General features: G+C 50.3%; 18 protein-coding genes. 9 read left to right on the top strand and 9 right to left on the bottom strand.

The window, feature by feature from the left end:
• Window positions 1-121: 121 nt before the first annotated feature.
• Entirely contained in the window at window positions 122-853 is a 732-nt protein-coding gene (locus VD907_04420) for an SGNH/GDSL hydrolase family protein (protein HYG84099.1), read from the top strand.
• Between the two features lie 5 nt (window positions 854-858).
• On the opposite strand, the gene VD907_04415 is transcribed toward VD907_04420, so the two are convergent.
• Window positions 859-2073 (bottom strand): L-histidine N(alpha)-methyltransferase, encoded by a 1215-nt coding sequence (locus VD907_04415; GenBank protein ID HYG84098.1) that lies wholly within the window; start codon window positions 2071-2073, stop codon window positions 859-861.
• A 230-nt stretch (window positions 2074-2303) separates the two neighbouring features.
• On the opposite strand from VD907_04415, the gene VD907_04410 reads away from it, so the two are divergent.
• Entirely contained in the window at window positions 2304-2591 is a 288-nt protein-coding gene (locus VD907_04410) for a hypothetical protein (protein HYG84097.1), read from the top strand.
• An 83-nt stretch (window positions 2592-2674) separates the two neighbouring features.
• Here the strand turns inward: VD907_04410 and VD907_04405 are convergent, their stop codons facing one another.
• The gene (locus VD907_04405; protein HYG84096.1) at window positions 2675-2953 is read right to left on the bottom strand and encodes a hypothetical protein; all 279 of its coding nucleotides are present in this window, start codon (window positions 2951-2953) and stop codon (window positions 2675-2677) included.
• Window positions 2954-3132: 179 nt separating this feature from the next.
• Window positions 3133-6048, bottom strand: a complete 2916-nt coding sequence (locus tag VD907_04400) for a DUF4082 domain-containing protein (GenBank protein HYG84095.1) — start codon at window positions 6046-6048, stop codon at window positions 3133-3135.
• Window positions 6049-6193: 145 nt separating this feature from the next.
• On the opposite strand from VD907_04400, the gene VD907_04395 reads away from it, so the two are divergent.
• Window positions 6194-6640 carry a hypothetical protein gene (locus VD907_04395; GenBank protein HYG84094.1) on the top strand — a complete coding sequence of 149 codons (447 nt, stop codon included), beginning with the start codon at window positions 6194-6196 and terminating at the stop codon, window positions 6638-6640.
• Window positions 6641-6784: 144 nt separating this feature from the next.
• Here VD907_04395 and VD907_04390 read toward each other — a convergent pair whose 3' ends face one another.
• Both VD907_04390 and VD907_04385 read right to left on the bottom strand, forming a co-directional pair.
• Window positions 6785-7516 carry a hypothetical protein gene (locus VD907_04390; protein HYG84093.1) on the bottom strand — a complete coding sequence of 244 codons (732 nt, stop codon included), beginning with the start codon at window positions 7514-7516 and terminating at the stop codon, window positions 6785-6787.
• Between the two features lie 9 nt (window positions 7517-7525).
• Window positions 7526-8137, bottom strand: coding sequence for a hypothetical protein (locus tag VD907_04385; GenBank protein ID HYG84092.1), 612 nt, complete (start codon window positions 8135-8137; stop codon window positions 7526-7528).
• Between the two features lie 212 nt (window positions 8138-8349).
• Here VD907_04385 and VD907_04380 point away from each other — a divergent pair, with 212 nt between their 5' ends.
• Window positions 8350-8739, top strand: a complete 390-nt coding sequence (locus VD907_04380; GenBank protein ID HYG84091.1) for a VOC family protein — start codon at window positions 8350-8352, stop codon at window positions 8737-8739.
• A 49-nt stretch (window positions 8740-8788) separates the two neighbouring features.
• Here VD907_04380 and VD907_04375 read toward each other — a convergent pair whose 3' ends face one another.
• Window positions 8789-9625, bottom strand: coding sequence for a hypothetical protein (locus VD907_04375; protein HYG84090.1), 837 nt, complete (start codon window positions 9623-9625; stop codon window positions 8789-8791).
• 119 nt (window positions 9626-9744) lie between these two features.
• Between VD907_04375 and VD907_04370 the strand changes: the two genes are divergently transcribed.
• Both VD907_04370 and VD907_04365 read left to right on the top strand, forming a co-directional pair.
• The gene (locus tag VD907_04370; protein ID HYG84089.1) at window positions 9745-10158 is read left to right on the top strand and encodes a VOC family protein; all 414 of its coding nucleotides are present in this window, start codon (window positions 9745-9747) and stop codon (window positions 10156-10158) included.
• 69 nt (window positions 10159-10227) lie between these two features.
• Window positions 10228-10548, top strand: coding sequence for a hypothetical protein (locus VD907_04365; GenBank protein ID HYG84088.1), 321 nt, complete (start codon window positions 10228-10230; stop codon window positions 10546-10548).
• Window positions 10549-10698: 150 nt separating this feature from the next.
• On the opposite strand, the gene VD907_04360 is transcribed toward VD907_04365, so the two are convergent.
• On the bottom strand, window positions 10699-12450 hold the full coding sequence (locus tag VD907_04360; GenBank protein ID HYG84087.1) for an SdrD B-like domain-containing protein: 1752 nt from the start codon (window positions 12448-12450) through the stop codon (window positions 10699-10701).
• 187 nt (window positions 12451-12637) lie between these two features.
• Window positions 12638-13234, bottom strand: a complete 597-nt coding sequence (locus VD907_04355; protein ID HYG84086.1) for an NUDIX hydrolase — start codon at window positions 13232-13234, stop codon at window positions 12638-12640.
• A gap of 120 nt (window positions 13235-13354) precedes the next feature.
• Between VD907_04355 and VD907_04350 the strand changes: the two genes are divergently transcribed.
• Window positions 13355-13648, top strand: coding sequence for a hypothetical protein (locus tag VD907_04350; protein HYG84085.1), 294 nt, complete (start codon window positions 13355-13357; stop codon window positions 13646-13648).
• A gap of 105 nt (window positions 13649-13753) precedes the next feature.
• Here VD907_04350 and VD907_04345 read toward each other — a convergent pair whose 3' ends face one another.
• Window positions 13754-14527, bottom strand: coding sequence for an inositol monophosphatase (locus VD907_04345; GenBank protein HYG84084.1), 774 nt, complete (start codon window positions 14525-14527; stop codon window positions 13754-13756).
• Window positions 14528-14739: 212 nt separating this feature from the next.
• On the opposite strand from VD907_04345, the gene VD907_04340 reads away from it, so the two are divergent.
• Entirely contained in the window at window positions 14740-14907 is a 168-nt protein-coding gene (locus tag VD907_04340) for a hypothetical protein (GenBank protein ID HYG84083.1), read from the top strand.
• Window positions 14908-15077: 170 nt separating this feature from the next.
• On the top strand, window positions 15078-15404 hold the full coding sequence (locus VD907_04335; GenBank protein ID HYG84082.1) for a hypothetical protein: 327 nt from the start codon (window positions 15078-15080) through the stop codon (window positions 15402-15404).
• Window positions 15405-15444 lie beyond the last annotated feature (40 nt).

Below are 15444 nucleotides of genomic sequence, written 5' to 3'. Positions count from 1 at the left end.
AAATGACAGTCGATGGTTTAATAGTGCCCTCCTAGGAAATTCTGAATGCTTATGGTTATTAGTATGGCGAATTTTGCCTCCGGCGACAAGTGCCAGCTTGACTGCGTGCTATAATAAAGCAATGACAGCCGCAATACTACTGACAATTGGTATCGTGCTCGGGGTATTTGTGGTTGTGCAACTTTTGTGGGTGAAACTAAATGGTCGGCGAGTGCCGCTGCCAAAAGTGTCTCGATTGCCGCGTAAAATTGGCGCCGGAGCACCGCTGCGTTATGCAGTACTTGGCGATAGCACCTCGGTTGCCCAGGGTGGCGACTATTCCCAGGGCTATGCTGTTGCCACGGCGGAATACCTGGCGTCGCGCTACGAGGTTGAGTGGTTGAACCTTGGCGAGTCTGGGGCGCGAGCTGGGTCGGTGCTCCATCGGCAACTGCCGGCAGCCCTCGCCTTCTCGCCGGATATTATCCTGATTGCAGTTGGCGCCAATGACGTGACGCACTTCACAAAAATGACCATCTTTACCGCCCAGCTTGAGCAAATTTTACATAGCTTACGCCAGGCAAACCCCGATGTGCGGGTAATACTCACCGGCGCCCCGGCTATGGGAACAATACCGCGGTTTCCATTGCCACTCCGCTCGATTATGGGTCGGCGAACTCTACAAATAAACGGCATCGTGAAAGAGCTTGCCAAAAAGCACAAGGCGGTTTTTGCGCCAATTGCCGAACAAACCGAAGAACTGTACCGCGCCCATCCAGAGCTATTTGCAGCCGATAAATTCCACCCCACCTCGGAAGGGTACTTGCCATGGATTCCTATTTTGCAGCGGGCGATTGATAAGGCGGAGGGTTAGGTTAATTAGCGCTCTTCCCTTTGCAGAGTCGCGAGCAATAGCATGTAGTCGTTATCTGGCGTCTTACTCACTTGTAGCGGGTTGAATCTGTTATTTGAAAAATGATTGACAACTTGTGTGGCACTTTCGTGTCGTGCTCGCCAAAGCAAAATTTTATCGTCCTTGTTAAGACTTACTAACCATTCGTATCCATCCATGGTAAATGTTATGTTGAGAGCATGCTTTAATCGAATTTGCAAATAGCGAGCTGACTCTTGCTCATTAAATCCAACCTCGACGTCGTAAAAAGAAGGGTCAATGCCAAGTTTGTCGACAATAAATTTATACTGCGGAGGCAACGGCTCTTCTGCAGTAAGTGGAAAGCTGAACCGATTCCTCATTGTGGGTGAATCAAGGGCGACAGTATAGGCTAGGAGGTCACTTCGTTGCATACTGTGCATGATTGTGCGAATACCATCTTCAGGCTCTCGAAAATTGCCTAAAGTACCACCGAGAACCAGCACTAGATTAGCCGTTTCTTTAGCTGGTGGCTCTGCGATTACCTCAGAGAATCTTTCAAAGCTAATATTCTTGCAATATCCCTCGAACTTCACGTCTTCACCGAACCACTTTTTTAAATTATGTTCAGCGACTTCGAGCATCGTTGGGCTAATATCAATTCCGATGTACCTCTTTAACTTCCCCGTCTTAAGGAAGTGCTCGGTTAGCGCTTTAGTTGGTAAAGCGTTTCCTACTCCAACATCGACAATATTGACGTATTTATATCTTTCAAGCAGAGACTCAATGTACTTTAGATTTAGATCGAGTAACTTTATTGTGCTATTAAGCATATTCGGTGACTTATCCTCATAAAGCCTTTGGGCATAACCATCCCAAAAGTAGGCACCTTCATCAATGTAGTTATATTCTCGCGATATTTCACGACCAGTTTCTATATTCGTAATAATGTCAAGAATTTGAGCTTTTGAATACAGCTTATAAAATTCTGGGATCGGCTGAGCATGCTTAAGGCTAAGGGTATTTAGAAACTTCCGACGCAGCGGCACCAAACCCTTCATAATTAAGTGGTTCTTTGGATTATTACTGATATAGTGGCGGCCACTGTCCTCAACCAGTTCAAGATTCAAACGTCCTTGGCGGGTTTGTTCGATCCAATTAGTAATAGTACGACGGCTGACGCCGTATTTTTCGGCTAGTTCTGTGCTTTTGAAGTAGTTCATTTATGTTAAATCTGGACGGAGAGACCGCTAATTGTTATTGACATGTTTCCCAAAATGAAGGTATCATTTACATAAGGTTAGTAACCCCATGGAACATATCGACCATACCATGTATGGAAAGTTTCAGCAACCTGCTTCTGTTTTGCAGGAGGAGTACTTTGCGGCAATGCCGAGTGCTACCGATATAAATAAGGTGCCTAAAACGGGCATCTCAATAAGGAGTAATCATTATGAGCAACGCTCATGTATCACAACCAGCAGATTCTGAGGTGATTGAACGGACTGTTCTTCGCCCTAGAGAGCAAGCAACAGTGCTGTTAGGTGTGTATGAAGATCTTATCCCCCAACCTAACTTTATGGTCGAGTCAAAGGCTGCTAAGGCCGCTACGGTGCATTTAAAGGCCAACTTGGTCCGGGTTAATAGCCATGGCGATTACCGCTTGTCGTACTTTTTAGAAAACAATTCAGACTCCCCTGTCGAGGTCACGATTCGCGAAAGCTACGCAGCGGGTGTGTAGGTTTCCCGAATACACGGAAACATATCAGTTGTGAGATAATAAAACAGGCCGGTCCACAAAAATGTGGAGCCGGCCTTTTTGTTCTAGCCTGTGGCGCGAAGATCTGAAGTAAGACTCCCCGCTAGCCAGCGGAGCTGCAGAGCGTTACCGGATCGCACCGCGACCACTAGTGCTTCGATCTCGCTTTCGGTAGGATCAAGAAAGTAATGGCTGGTGGCGCCTTGGCCGGGAATTTCAGACATCACGGTTAATTCGGCAATTAGCCTTTGACTCGCCGGGGCTTGCTTCCGCGGGGAAGCATCAGGCGGTGTAAACAAAGCAACGAGCGGGGCGGAAAAGTCCTTCGAGAATACTTCCTTCATGACACTTCCCTTCTCTTCAGGCTCAGGCACCTTATAGTGTGTACAAGAAAAATGCCGCAAAGCTTCAGTATAGCACAAGAAATTCTCCAAGCCTCGTTTAGCCATTTAGGGCATGGTCATAAAAATGCACTGCCGGCTCATGCTAGCAGTGCATTTGGTAGTTCAATCTTAGCTGTTAGCTACGGAGTAATTTTATAAATATGGTAGGTATGATCAGCGGCAAAGGTATCGGTAAATTGCCCGTCCGTTATTGGCAGGCTGCGGTTTTCGAACAAGACTTCAGCCTTACTTGCGGTCAGGCCGTTCGGTAGACGCAGGCTTTGCTGGCTGGTGGCACTGCCGCCCTTAACGCCGGCTGGCATGGCAAAAATGTAGTACGAGCCGTTTTTTTCTTTCAGCATGGTGTCGAGTTTGGGGTTAAAGCTGTAGCTGAACGACTGACTGTTGAGTACTGGGGCGAGCTCGGTAATTTGGGCATTCACCTGTTTTACTTTGGCGCGGATGGCAGCGTAGCAGTCGCGGCCGACGTATAGCGGGTCGCGGACGACGTTCGAGCTTTGGCAGGGGCCGCTAAAGCTGTGATTGAAGTAATTTATGCCGCGAGCTTCGTGGATTAGTGAATTCCAAACTGCACCAGCTAGTTGATTAGGTGTAATGCCGCGGTTCTCGGGGTCGGTGAAGGGGTGGCCGGTTTCAATAAAGCCCCACACTGGCTCGCGCTTACCGCTTAAAGCCGCCAGCCGGCGCTGAGCGTCGATCTGGTGGCCATAATTTGAAGCGCGGTGGCATTCATCGTAACTGAGGTCGTTGTAGCCGTTTCCGTGTGGCTGTTTGGCGCCAGAGCCATCCTTCCAAATCTCGCCGGCAACACTCCCGCCGCAAACAAGGTCGCGGGTGTACCAGTAAATATCCAGCGATACGACATCGTTTTGATCCAGCCACTCTGCGGCAATGGTATCTCCTGGCGTGTAGTTTGGCAAGATCATATTACCGGTGAAGTTGGTGTAATGGAAACGGCCATCTTTGGGTAGTTGGGCCTTCTTGGTCTTGAGGTGATTCAGCACTTGCCCTGGAGCCTGACCAAACTGCTCGGGTTCATCGCTCACAAACCAGCCAACGGTTTCGTTGCCAACGTTCGGGGCGTCGGTATGTTGATGAATAGCCGACATGCCGCTTTGGCGGATGGCTTCAAAATTTGGATAAACATTGGGTCGGGCGCCGTCTTTGTAGATTTCTAAATACGTGTTGATACCGATGGCTTTATCGGTGTCGACGTCGCGTTGGTTTTCAACAGTAGCGCCCCATAGGCCAATTGGGAAGAAATGAGGGTTGGTCCAGCCGTGGCTTTTGGCCTGCGGAAACTGTTCGTAGAAGCTTGGGCCGCCTTCCCAGGGCACACGTGGCAAGTCCTTTAGGTCGACTGGGGCTTTGGGGGCGATATACACGACGCCCACGGCAGATGAAAGCTCAGATACCTCTCCTTTGACGTCGATGGCCTGTACTTGGTAGCCGTAGGTTTTTTGGTCTTCAAGGTTTTGGTTGTCGGTAAAGTGGCGGGCGTCGCCGTTAAGTGCTGCGATTTGGTTGCCGTTTCGGAAAATGCGGTAACCCGATATTGTGCCATTAGGGCTGGTGCTGGGCTGCCAGGCCACGGTGATGGCGGCTTGATTTTGGGTAGCCGTCACATTTGCCGGTACGGTGGGCTGAGCGGTTGTAGCGGTCGGCCGGAAAATGACATCTACCCAGTAGTTGGCTGCATTGTAGCTGTGAGTTGGAAAACTAGAGGCGCCATACTTGTAGACGCCGTTTTCGCCGTCGGTGTGGTTCTGCAGGGCGGACAAGGGGCCATTTTTAGCAGCTTGGTTATGGAAATAGCCCGGCTCGGCAGCGTAAAACCCGTGAGGCGCGTGATATGACACGATGTAGGTCGTGTTGGCGGCAATAGCGACTGGTTCACTAAAGTAGGCTCGCTGCCAGCCGGCGGTACTTTCATTGGTAAAGCTAACGCTGGCGAGCTTGTTGCCTTGAGCATCCCACAGACTGCCGGTGTGTTGTCCGGTATTCTTTTCGCCCTTGTAAAACTTCACGCCAAGCACTTTCCCGTTGGTGTGGCTACGGAATTTTACGCCAAGCTCAACGCTTTCGGTGTCATCGTGGTGTTGTACGGCGGGGATGGTGTTATCTGGCCAGACGCTGACTGGTGCTAGAAATAGCACCTCGGCTGCTATAGACAAATCAGATTTTCGGCCGTTTGAATCGATAGCTTGAACTCGATAGGAATAGGTGCTGTTGTTTTCTAGACCCTGTGTGTCGTGGTAGCGAAGTTCACTGCCCGGAACGCGGGCAATTTCTTGATCGTTTCGGAGGATAATATATTCGCTAATTGTGTCACCAACGGCGCTACTCGCCTGCCAAGTCACTGTAATCCCCTCTTTTTCTGGCTCGGCGGTCACTTTTTCGGGGATCGTTGGTTTTTGGGTTGTATCTGGGATGAACAAAACATCCACCCAGTAATTGCTGCCACGGTAGCTACTCGTGGGGTAGCTGCTGTTACTGCCATAGGCATAGACGCCGTTTAAGAGCTCGGGGCCACTTTTTGGTGCAGTTAAAGGCCCGTTTGTGCGGCTATTTTTAGTGAAGTAGTGCTCGGTTACCGAGTAGTGCCCGCGCGGCGCGTGGTACGATACGGTGTAGATTTTGTTGGCCTCAATCTGCACCGGTTCTGGGAATGCTGCTGTTTGCCAGCCGCTGGCCGTTTCACTTTTAAATGTCACGCTCGCGAGGCGCTTACCGGTATTATCCCAAAGCGAACCGACGTGCGTGCCACGGTTTTTAGAGCCTTTGTAGAACTCTACCCCGGTTACCTTGCCGCTTTTACTGCTGTTAAAACGGACGCCAAGCTCAACGCTCAGGATATCCGGATCGGTGACGATGCGCGGTTTCGCCGAGGTACCCCACAGGCTATAAGTTTCTTGGCTAGCACCGGCAAAACCAAAGCGCACAATGCCGGCAATCGCTACAACTGCCAGAAGGGCGAATGCGGCGTAACGCCACTTAAAAGCTTGCCAAATAGTTGGTGTATGTATGCTGCGCATAGACAAATTTCTTCCCCAAAATATTAAATGTGTCTTAACTATAGCAGCAGCACGGATAAAAGCAAAACGGCAAATTGCAGCTGGAAGAAGAGAGGTCCAAAATGATATACTCCCTAATGTCTCATTGATTCGGTTAGGAGCTAACGTGTCCCGGCTTAACCTTACACCAGAGCAAATCGACGCACTGCAGGCCTACGTGATGTATACTTCTCAAAAACAGCGAGCGGCTGCGTTGAATGTTAGTGAAAATGCCTTCACTGCCCTAACTGCCAAGGCCGTAAAGGCGGCGCGCGCCAGAAACCGTCTGCATGCGGCGGTGAAGGCGTACCAGAGTGGCTTGTTTGATGAAGCAGAGCTGGACAAGACGATTCCCGTGCCGATGCTTGAGTTTGAGGACCTCTTTGAGAACCACCGCAAGATCATCTGGCTTGCAGCTGATGGGTATGAAAATTACGCAATTGCGGCAAAACTTAAGGCTTCTGACGGTCTCGTGGCTCAGTACTTTAGGGCTATTTTCGATAACACAGGCTATCGCGATCGTAACCAGGCCGTTTTTGTTTGTGTGCGAGCGAAGGTGCCGCGAGTAACGTAAGGCAGAAATACCATGGCGAACCTCTTCTAAAGGTTCGCCTGTTTTAAACTATGAAAAACCGCCGGATTGGCGGAAAAGTTGTTGGCCGCGAGGCCGACGGAGTACGACTGGTGGGTCGTGTCCGTCGGCCTCGCGGCGTACCGATCAGATAAGGAGGTGGCTGAGCGTGGAAGGGATCTCCCCCAGGCTCCAGAATGCCGGCTGGAAGCCGCAGTCGAGCCGAAGACTCAACGTACGGACCGTGCCATTCTGCAACTTCAGCGGGATGATGTAGTACCAGCCCGCGTTGTGCACCTTCGAGATGCCAATGTGGACCGCGTTTGGCACGGGCTCCATGAAGAAGCTGTACGCCTCTTCGTGGGCGCGCCATTCGATGCGCGCTTGGTCGAACTGAAGCCTTTCGTTGACGAAGGTCTTCACGCTCTCGCGCCACTGGCGAAGCGTGAACGCATAATTGGGATTGCTGTCATCTGCCGCGCTCATCAGAGCCCGATAGAGGGCATCGTCGCCCCCAACTGGGTAGCCTTCCTCGCTGACGTAACCGCAGAGCCGAGTGATCAGCTCATTGGTCGTCTGGTTGAGTTCAGGCGCCTTTGTGATGGGGGCGAATGGGGTGTGCCCGTCGCGTACGTTGGTGATGGATGGTGGCCCGAAGGACCACGGCTTTTCTTTCGTCGTGCTGCGCCACGTGGCGTAGTTGGTGAAGGTATCGCTCTGCATTTCGCACAGCGGAGTTTCTTCTGTAGGCGTACCCACCGCGGGGGTGGGTGCGGCCATCTGAACGTCGACAGTGCTGATACCACTGAGCAGGCTGAGCCCGCCCACGAACAGTAATACTACTGCCAACGCCAACAACGCACTTCTCTTGACAACCATTTTTTAACCTCAGTTCTTGTCGCGACGGCCGAACAGCGACCCGCCAACCAGGCCACAGGCGAGAGCCAAGACGCCTACGATGAGGATCTTGACCCACGGGAAGTCAATCCAGCCATCCACGGTAACCTGCTTGCCAATTGCCTCGAAGATCACCGGCTCGGCGTTGAGGAAGTAGTTGAGCAACAGCCCAGCGACGACACCAACAACCATGCCGATCAACGCACCGACCCAGCTGAACATCTTCTCGATGTGCCAGCGGTTGCGGACAACGGTCCGCTTCTCGATCACACGGGTCTCGATGACACGTGCCGCATCGACGTGCTGTTGGATAAGCAGAGCGAGTGCCGGCGAGTTCAGAACCGCCACCGAAACATTGGCGGCGGTAGTCGCCTCCAGCTCTTCGAGCCGGGCAGTAAGTGCTGCGATCTGCAGCTTCATCTCCGTGTTCTGTTGCTCCAGCTTACGCGTTCGACGCGCGGCGATGTAGTCCATCAACTGCGCGTCGAGCTGCTGACGCTTTCTGAGCAATTCCTCCAGGTCGCTGTCCTGAACCGGGTTGGCCAGGGCGGCCTGCAATGCAGTGCGGAACGGGCGAAAGAAAAACAGTAACCAAGAAAGCACGAGTTTCTCCTCTGATTCGGTACAAGCTCCGGCCCGCCCACAAAGAGCAGCGGTAAACTATGTGTATATTTATATCACAAAATTAAAAATAAATCAAGCATGCAACAAAAAGATACTGTTGGGTGTTGATGTGGTATCGCCTCGAGGGTAATTACTCGCTTGGCTATGCTATACTGCTACTGCTATCAATAAAACAAACAGGAGCAACAAAAATGGATCCAGAGATTACTTTTACCGGCGGGGTAAACATCGCTCTAAAAATACCAAAATATTGTTATGAAGACACGGTAGCGTTCTACCGAGACACCTTAAAACTAGAAGTCAAGGAAGAAGCAATCGATAACCCTACCGTTTCGCGCACGCATTCGGTGGTGTTTGGGCCAAATACGGTATGGCTTGATTGCGTTGATAATTATACCCACAGCGAAGCCTGGCTGGAGATTCAAACGCCAGATGTGGCAAAAGCCACCGACTATCTTCGAACGCGCGGTGTGACAACTAAAGATGAGTTCGAGCAAATTCCGGCCGACAAACACTGGATCACTGATCCGGCTGGTACTGTAATGATTGTCAGCGCGCCCGAGCGAGCTGGCGCGTATTAGGCCTAAAATAAAAATCCCTGCAGCGGATAGGGCCGCTGCAGGGACGAGCTTAACGCGTGTTGTACTGCCATACCTCGATGTAAGTCTTATCCAGCATCAACGCCGCCTTAAGGGGCTTCACCAAACTGTCGGGGTTGCCAAGCACAAACGGCTCATCAACTACAACAGTAAAGCTTTGGCACTCTGCGCACGAGGGGGCCGTCATTCTGGTCCACTTACGATCCTTACTCGCCCCCTCGGGAGCCGACAGGCGAATAAACGGAGTGCCCCGAGTCAAAACAATGTCTGTCGCCCCATTGATCTCGAGCCCTCTTTGAAAACCCTTTTTGCCGGGGTTCTCCTGCGCTGGTGCTTTATTGCTCCAAAAAAAGAACTTGTCGGTGGTACTAGCTTTAACCATTACTTCGCCATAGTGCAGATAGGAATGAGCCACGCTTAGGCTAACCCCATGTGGCTTAAGAGGCGTGTTCTTCGCAACGTCCTGCAGTACCTGCTTGAAATCGAGCGAGGTCGCTTGGTCGTATACCGGAATGCCCCATCCTGTTAGCCCTTGCTTCACCTCTGGAAGCGATGCCGCTACTACTTCATCATGCAGCCTGCTAAGGTTCATGTATGCATCGGAATCTTTATGGGTGAGCTTTGGCGCGCCGAATGGTTGAGCAAACTTCCCGCCCACTCCAGTGTGGTGCCGATTAATACAGATTTGCATTGCGTGCGACAAGCAGAGTCTGAGAAGCTGAAGCTTATCTTTGGCCGAGGCGTTCTTGAGCACGACGACGGCCCTTACCTGGGAAATGTGATCGAGGATGATAATTGCGAAAGGCTTACCTCCGCTTTTTGCGATCCAGCGATCGTTATCGGTGTTGATCGGCTTGTGCAGATCCACAACTTCCACCTCTCTTTTGCGGGTCCAAGATAGTATATCACGCACTGGATATATATGGTAATTGATTTTGAAGAAGAGTATAATTAATGAACAATACTAAAAAATAAAAAGAATATAAAATGAAAACACAAGTTTACCCTTACCTTAATTTTAAAGATAACGCTCGACAAGCTATGGAATTTTATCAGTCGGTGTTTGGTGGCAAGCTCGATATCGCCACTTTTAAAGAATACGCTGACATGCCGCAAGATCCGGCGGATGGCGATAAAGTAATGAACGCGATGCTGCAGGCCGATAGCGTTGCTTTTATGGCTGCCGACACACCAAGCAGCATGGAATACACGCCCGGAAATAACTTTGCCATGGCGCTTAGCGGCGATAACGAGCAAGAGCTGCGCGGCTTTTGGGATAAGCTTGCCGAAGGCGGCACCGTGGTGATGCCCTTAGACACAGCACCTTGGGGTGATGTATTTGGGATGGTGGTTGACGGGTTTGGTGTGCAGTGGATGGTGGATATTGCCAAACAGAGCTGATAGATATTGCCTTTTACCTACCTATCCTGGCATAATGGGCTAGTTCTACTAGTGACAAGGAGACTGCTCATGGGCGTAAGCGAAGTGGCACGATTTACGATTCCTGCAGAAACAGAAGCTATTCGTGTAGCGAATCTTCCTGCCGCTCTTTCTCGAGAAGACGTTCTGGTTGTTCCCGATGCTTCACTTAAGGATCAGGTGGTCATTCAGCTGAAAGAAGGCGCTAAGGCTATCGAGCTGGTTTTCAAGTCAAAATGGTACAAGGGAACTAGGACACTGGAAATCTTCCGGGATCCAAGCCAGCCGATCAATGACCTAGAGGTTCTGAGTGCTATTGTGCTCGGGATTCGAGTGCCGACAAAGTACAGTACTGATGTCACGATTGTGTAGAAACAGCTAGAAAGCTGCGCCTCGCCAAAAAAAGATTTGACGAGGCGCAACAATAAAAGTTAAATCCTCTTAAGTAAAATAAGTAACGTGATAACAAACAAAAGGCACCGATACGGGTGCCTTTTGTTTGTAGATGCAATAGATAGCTATCTAGCGCACGCTGCGGAAGCGCCAGGCCAGTGCGCCACCGGCGAGGGCAAGGATGCCGCCGATAGTGGCAACGAGTGATACTGATGTACCGGTGTCGGCTAGTTCTTCACAGTTGAAGCCGAAGTCGACCGTCATGTTGGCTGCATCGTTTGGTGCGCCTTGCCCGCTAGGTGCGAGGTCTGTTTCGTTAGCTGGTTCGCCAATGGCGAGCGTGACTTGCCCTGAGCGTACGGCATCGCCAGCTTGGGCAGGGTCGATACCGTTATCATCGCTCTCGGTGTCGTTGTTAGGATCTGCGCTTTGTAGGGCGCCGGTTGAACTGATATTGCATGATTCAAGCGAATTACCAGCCATAAAGTTGTCACTGACCACTTCAACTTCGTAACAGCCAGGGTTCAAGTTGTCGAAGCGGTAATAGCCTGCGCTGTCAGTCGTGGTGGTAGCAATTTGTGTTCCTGTACAGTCGTAAAGTGCCAAAGTAACACCGGCGACACCCGGGTTAGGGCCATCGGCTGCATCAATATTGCCCGAGTTGTTAGTGTCAATCCAAACACGGTTACCAAGGCTATAGGGCTGCCAGTAGCCAAAGTCACCTGTTTGGTTGCTCGGAGTGCTTAAACTTATCTCTACGCAGTAACCGACTGGGTCCTGGCCATTATTATCGGTATTTGGCGTACCTTGTGTGTTGGTGTATCTCGCCAGGACATTATTGTCGTCTGTCACCACCACAATATAGCGCGCAAAGGTTCCTTCGAGGCTGGTAACTGGCAGATTAGTGAACTGATAAAGGCCGTCAGCGTCGGTCGTGGTTGTCGTGACCAGCTGAGTTGGATCCAATGTACAGCTACTGTCGGTGCGGTAGATTGCTACCGTGACACCTGGGATTGGCTTGTCGCCTTTTGCTGGGTCGTATACGCCATCTTTGTCGTTATCTTCAAAAATTTGGTTACCAACGGTGCCGTTTTCTGGCGCAGGTGCAAGTGCCAAGAATGTGCCGGCTGGGTTAAAGCAGATACGGCGAATTTGGAAGAGGATATTACCGCCCGCATCGCGGAAAGTAATATATTCTTCGGTGAATGCTGGATTTGGGCAATTCGGATCGTTGACAGTGTCAGTAAAGAATGACCCAACATCGTTTTGGTCAATCAAGTAGTAAGTGTTTATGGCGCCACACGGCAAATGAGTTGGTTCTTTCCAGGTGACTGAACCATTTACGCCGGTTGAGTTACCTGCTGCATCAGTGGTGTTGGCATAACTCATGACTCGAGCCTTCCAGTCAGCCAGCTGTTCTGGGGTAACAGATTTTGGAACAGTTGCCCCTGGTGCTGGCTGGACGCCAATCATCTTTAAGATCACGAATTGGGCAGCGGTGACGGCCCGTGGGTCGCTGCTGTTTAAGTCGCTTTCTACCATTGCAATGTACTCTGCAGCCGTATCTACTTCTGCGGGTACACCTGGATTAGCTGCAGTTGGTTCAACGTACGAACCACCTGGGCTTGGCACGTTACTATAAGTACCGCCACGGAGTGCTGGCCCGTCCGTCCAGCCGGTGTTTGTAAAAAAGCCACACCATCGCTCACGATTGAAACCGGCTACTACCGTTGTTCCGTTACATGTTGCTGGTGCGGCACTTGCTTCTGGTGCTGCGCTAAAAAGCACTACGCCACTCGCGACTGCGAACAGACTGAGTGCGTAAGCCGCAAAGCGCTTTGCGAACGAACTTAATCGTTCGACAGTATTTGCATTGCTCATACCTTCCCCTATTTCCCTTTTGTTTATTTATTCCCCAAGCATAAATTTGCTTATGTTTAAAGCATAGGCAATTTTGGGTCCAGTGTCAAACAAAATGTTGCTTATTTTACTAGTTTTTTATTGTCAATTTGATAGCACTCAGAAAAACAGGGTTGCAAAGTGAAAACCTTTACCGAATATTCGTACGTTATAGCAACTTTTTAATTTCTTGCAGCTCGGGTAAGGAAGATTTTTTAATAAACTGAAAGGCGAAAAAGATTGTCGCCAGGTGCATGCTTTGGTAAGTGCCAGAGGTAGGATCTTGGATCATCGTCGCAAAGTCTTTAAACGGCATTTTAATAATTTCTAAGTCTTCGCCGTTTTCGAGTTGTTGCGGTTGTTGGCAGCCTCCGCCAAACGCGATAAACGAATGCACTCGATTGGTGTGGCTGGCCGAGTTTGGGTAGCTCGCGCCAATTGGATGCACTTCCCCGCCAACATAGCCCAGCTCTTCCTTTAGTTCGCGGGTAATTCCAGCTAGCGGCGAGCTATCGGAAGCGTCGATGCCGCCACTGACAAGTTCGGGAAGATATTCACCGATACCATGGCGATAGTGATTCACCAGGAGTACCTGCATTTGATCGTCAATAACAAAACAATTTGCCCACTCCGGATGCTCTACTACATAATAAGGTGCGATTTTGTGTCCATCGGCTGTTAAGCAGTCATCTGCGCGAAGCTTGAGCCATCGGTCGTTAACAATATAGCGAGATTTAGTAATGTGCCATTTCTTGAGTTGAGTCATGATAGTTACCTCCTGCCGTTGATAATACCTGGCTGTGGCTTATAACGCCACGCTTGACATTGGCCCCAAGGGCACTTATTATGTATCAATTGCCCGTGCTAACTAGCGAGATGAGGGAAAATGTTCAATCTTGACCTCAAGATCTATGGCGCCAAAAGCGATGGGTCAAATCAGATTGTGTTCAACTATTCTGAGGCTGGCGCAGCTGCGGCCCGCGAGCTGAGCGCACTACTCAGTCGTCACAATATGAATCACAGTGATGTGCCAAGCTATGTACCCCTGCAAGGTTTGGCGGCAGACCGCATGGCTAAACTGGGCTTGCGTATGGATGTCACTATCCTCAATGAACGTGAGCACATGCTTGTTTCGAAGTGGCTAAGTGACCATTCCGATGTTGTGAAGGGCGTTGACTAGCCTTTTTGCTGTAGTACGGCGCCTCGCTAGACCCGAGGCGCCCTTTTAATTTAAAAGTGTTTATAGAAGCAAAGCGCCAGATCAACTACTCGGCAGCGGGTTTACTTATGGCCGTAAATATTCCAGCAATGCACCATGAAGCGGGCCATTCGACACCACTATCCCATTTGAAGTGCCAGTGTAACTCACTTCCCCACCGGCAAGATCGGTGGCCGTGCCGCCAGCTTCGGTAACAATTAGGGCCGGAGCGATGGTGTCGTAAAGTCGTCCTACCCCTAGCATAGCTCCCGATAGCTTGCCCTCGGCCACTTTCATGGCTGAATAAGTAAACGAACGAAAATTAAACACCTTGCCTTTAGCGGTATCGATGCGGTCGAGCACTGTGCCGGTTGAAGCAAAATCCTCGGGGTGAAAGCTGCTGGTTGCAAAATAGCTGGCGCCAACCGCTTGGTTTTGGTTGCAAAAAATCTGCTGATCGTTTTTATAGGCACCCTTCCCTGCTTCGGCATAATACAGGTCGTCAGCTATCGGGTCGTAGGCTACGGCCAGTTGCGGCCGGCCGTCACCCACTAGTGCAATGACAATTGTCGAAACGGGAATACCATTTTCAAAAGGCTGCGTGCCATCAACCGGGTCGATTACCCATAGTCGATTGCTTTCGGTAGTGGTTGAAGCTTCTTCTCCATAGACGGCATCGCCGGGGTATGTTTCGGCGATTCTTTTAATAATCAGGTCGTTAATTTCGGTGTCGGCTAGGGTGAGCGGGGTGTTATCGGCTTTCCATTCGGTATGGGCACCACCAAAATACTTCTTAAAAATAAGGCTTGATTCACGGGCGAGCTGAAGGGCAAAAGTTAAGTCAGGAGACGGTTGATTCATGGAAGGTATTGTAGCACAGGCGGAATTAAGGCGCCCGTACTTTAAGCAGTGGGCTGATTGCTGATATTGTCAAAACTGCCGTCATTAGTTCTTTATGAACGTCGTTGGCGTAAAACATACTTGCAACTGAAAAGTCTTGTTGTTTTGTCCACCACGAAAAAGGTATAATAAAATTCTAGAGCATTAAAGCCCTTTCTGGGCAGGAGCGGTAGATGAAAGACAAAAATAATAACCAAGTAGTAGTAATGAGTATTAGTGCGGTTTTGGGTGGTCTGATTGGTTGGTTTGTGGGCACTTACTGGCTGAGCCCGGCGATACTTATTCCAATTGGGGTAGTGATAGGTATTGCTGTTGGTATGGCGGCGACTAAAGCCAAATAGCCTCCTCAGTTAGCTGAGCGCCCTCTAACAAGGCCTTACTTGTGTATACTCAAAATTTGTTATGTGATATACTATATAAGATCTTACGTTTTGGGATAGAGAGCGAGTGATGACAGATGCGGCGACGTAAGGCGTCCCCCAAGCGGACGTCATCACCAGAAGGAGCCTGTGTGACTGGTGTCGCAGTTAAAGATTACGCGGCCGAAGGCGATGGCCTGGTGGTTATCTTGCAGCTAAGCACCGCTCTACTCAAGCCGCTAGTGGCTGCAAACGCTGTGGAGCGGTTTCGCCGTAAGGTGCTTGGCCTCGATGATATCGGCCGCTGCGTTATGCCGAGCCGTTACTATTCAGACGATTCCGTACTGCTACTTGAAGTAAAGATTAACGCAGCTGGACTCGTCCGATATCGTGGGCCAAACGCACAGCAGGAACGAGCTCAAGTGCTTTGCGCGGCAGTCGAACGAATCATCAACGAAACGTCAGCAGCTCGCAGCTAGAAAGGGCTATGTGCCGTTTGGCGCATAGCCCTTCATAAAT

The organism is Verrucomicrobiia bacterium, from assembly GCA_035629335.1.
In the GTDB taxonomy this organism is placed as follows: Bacteria; Patescibacteriota; Saccharimonadia; order Saccharimonadales; family Saccharimonadaceae; genus DASUUR01.
This window is presented reverse-complemented; position numbering and strand designations above follow the sequence as displayed.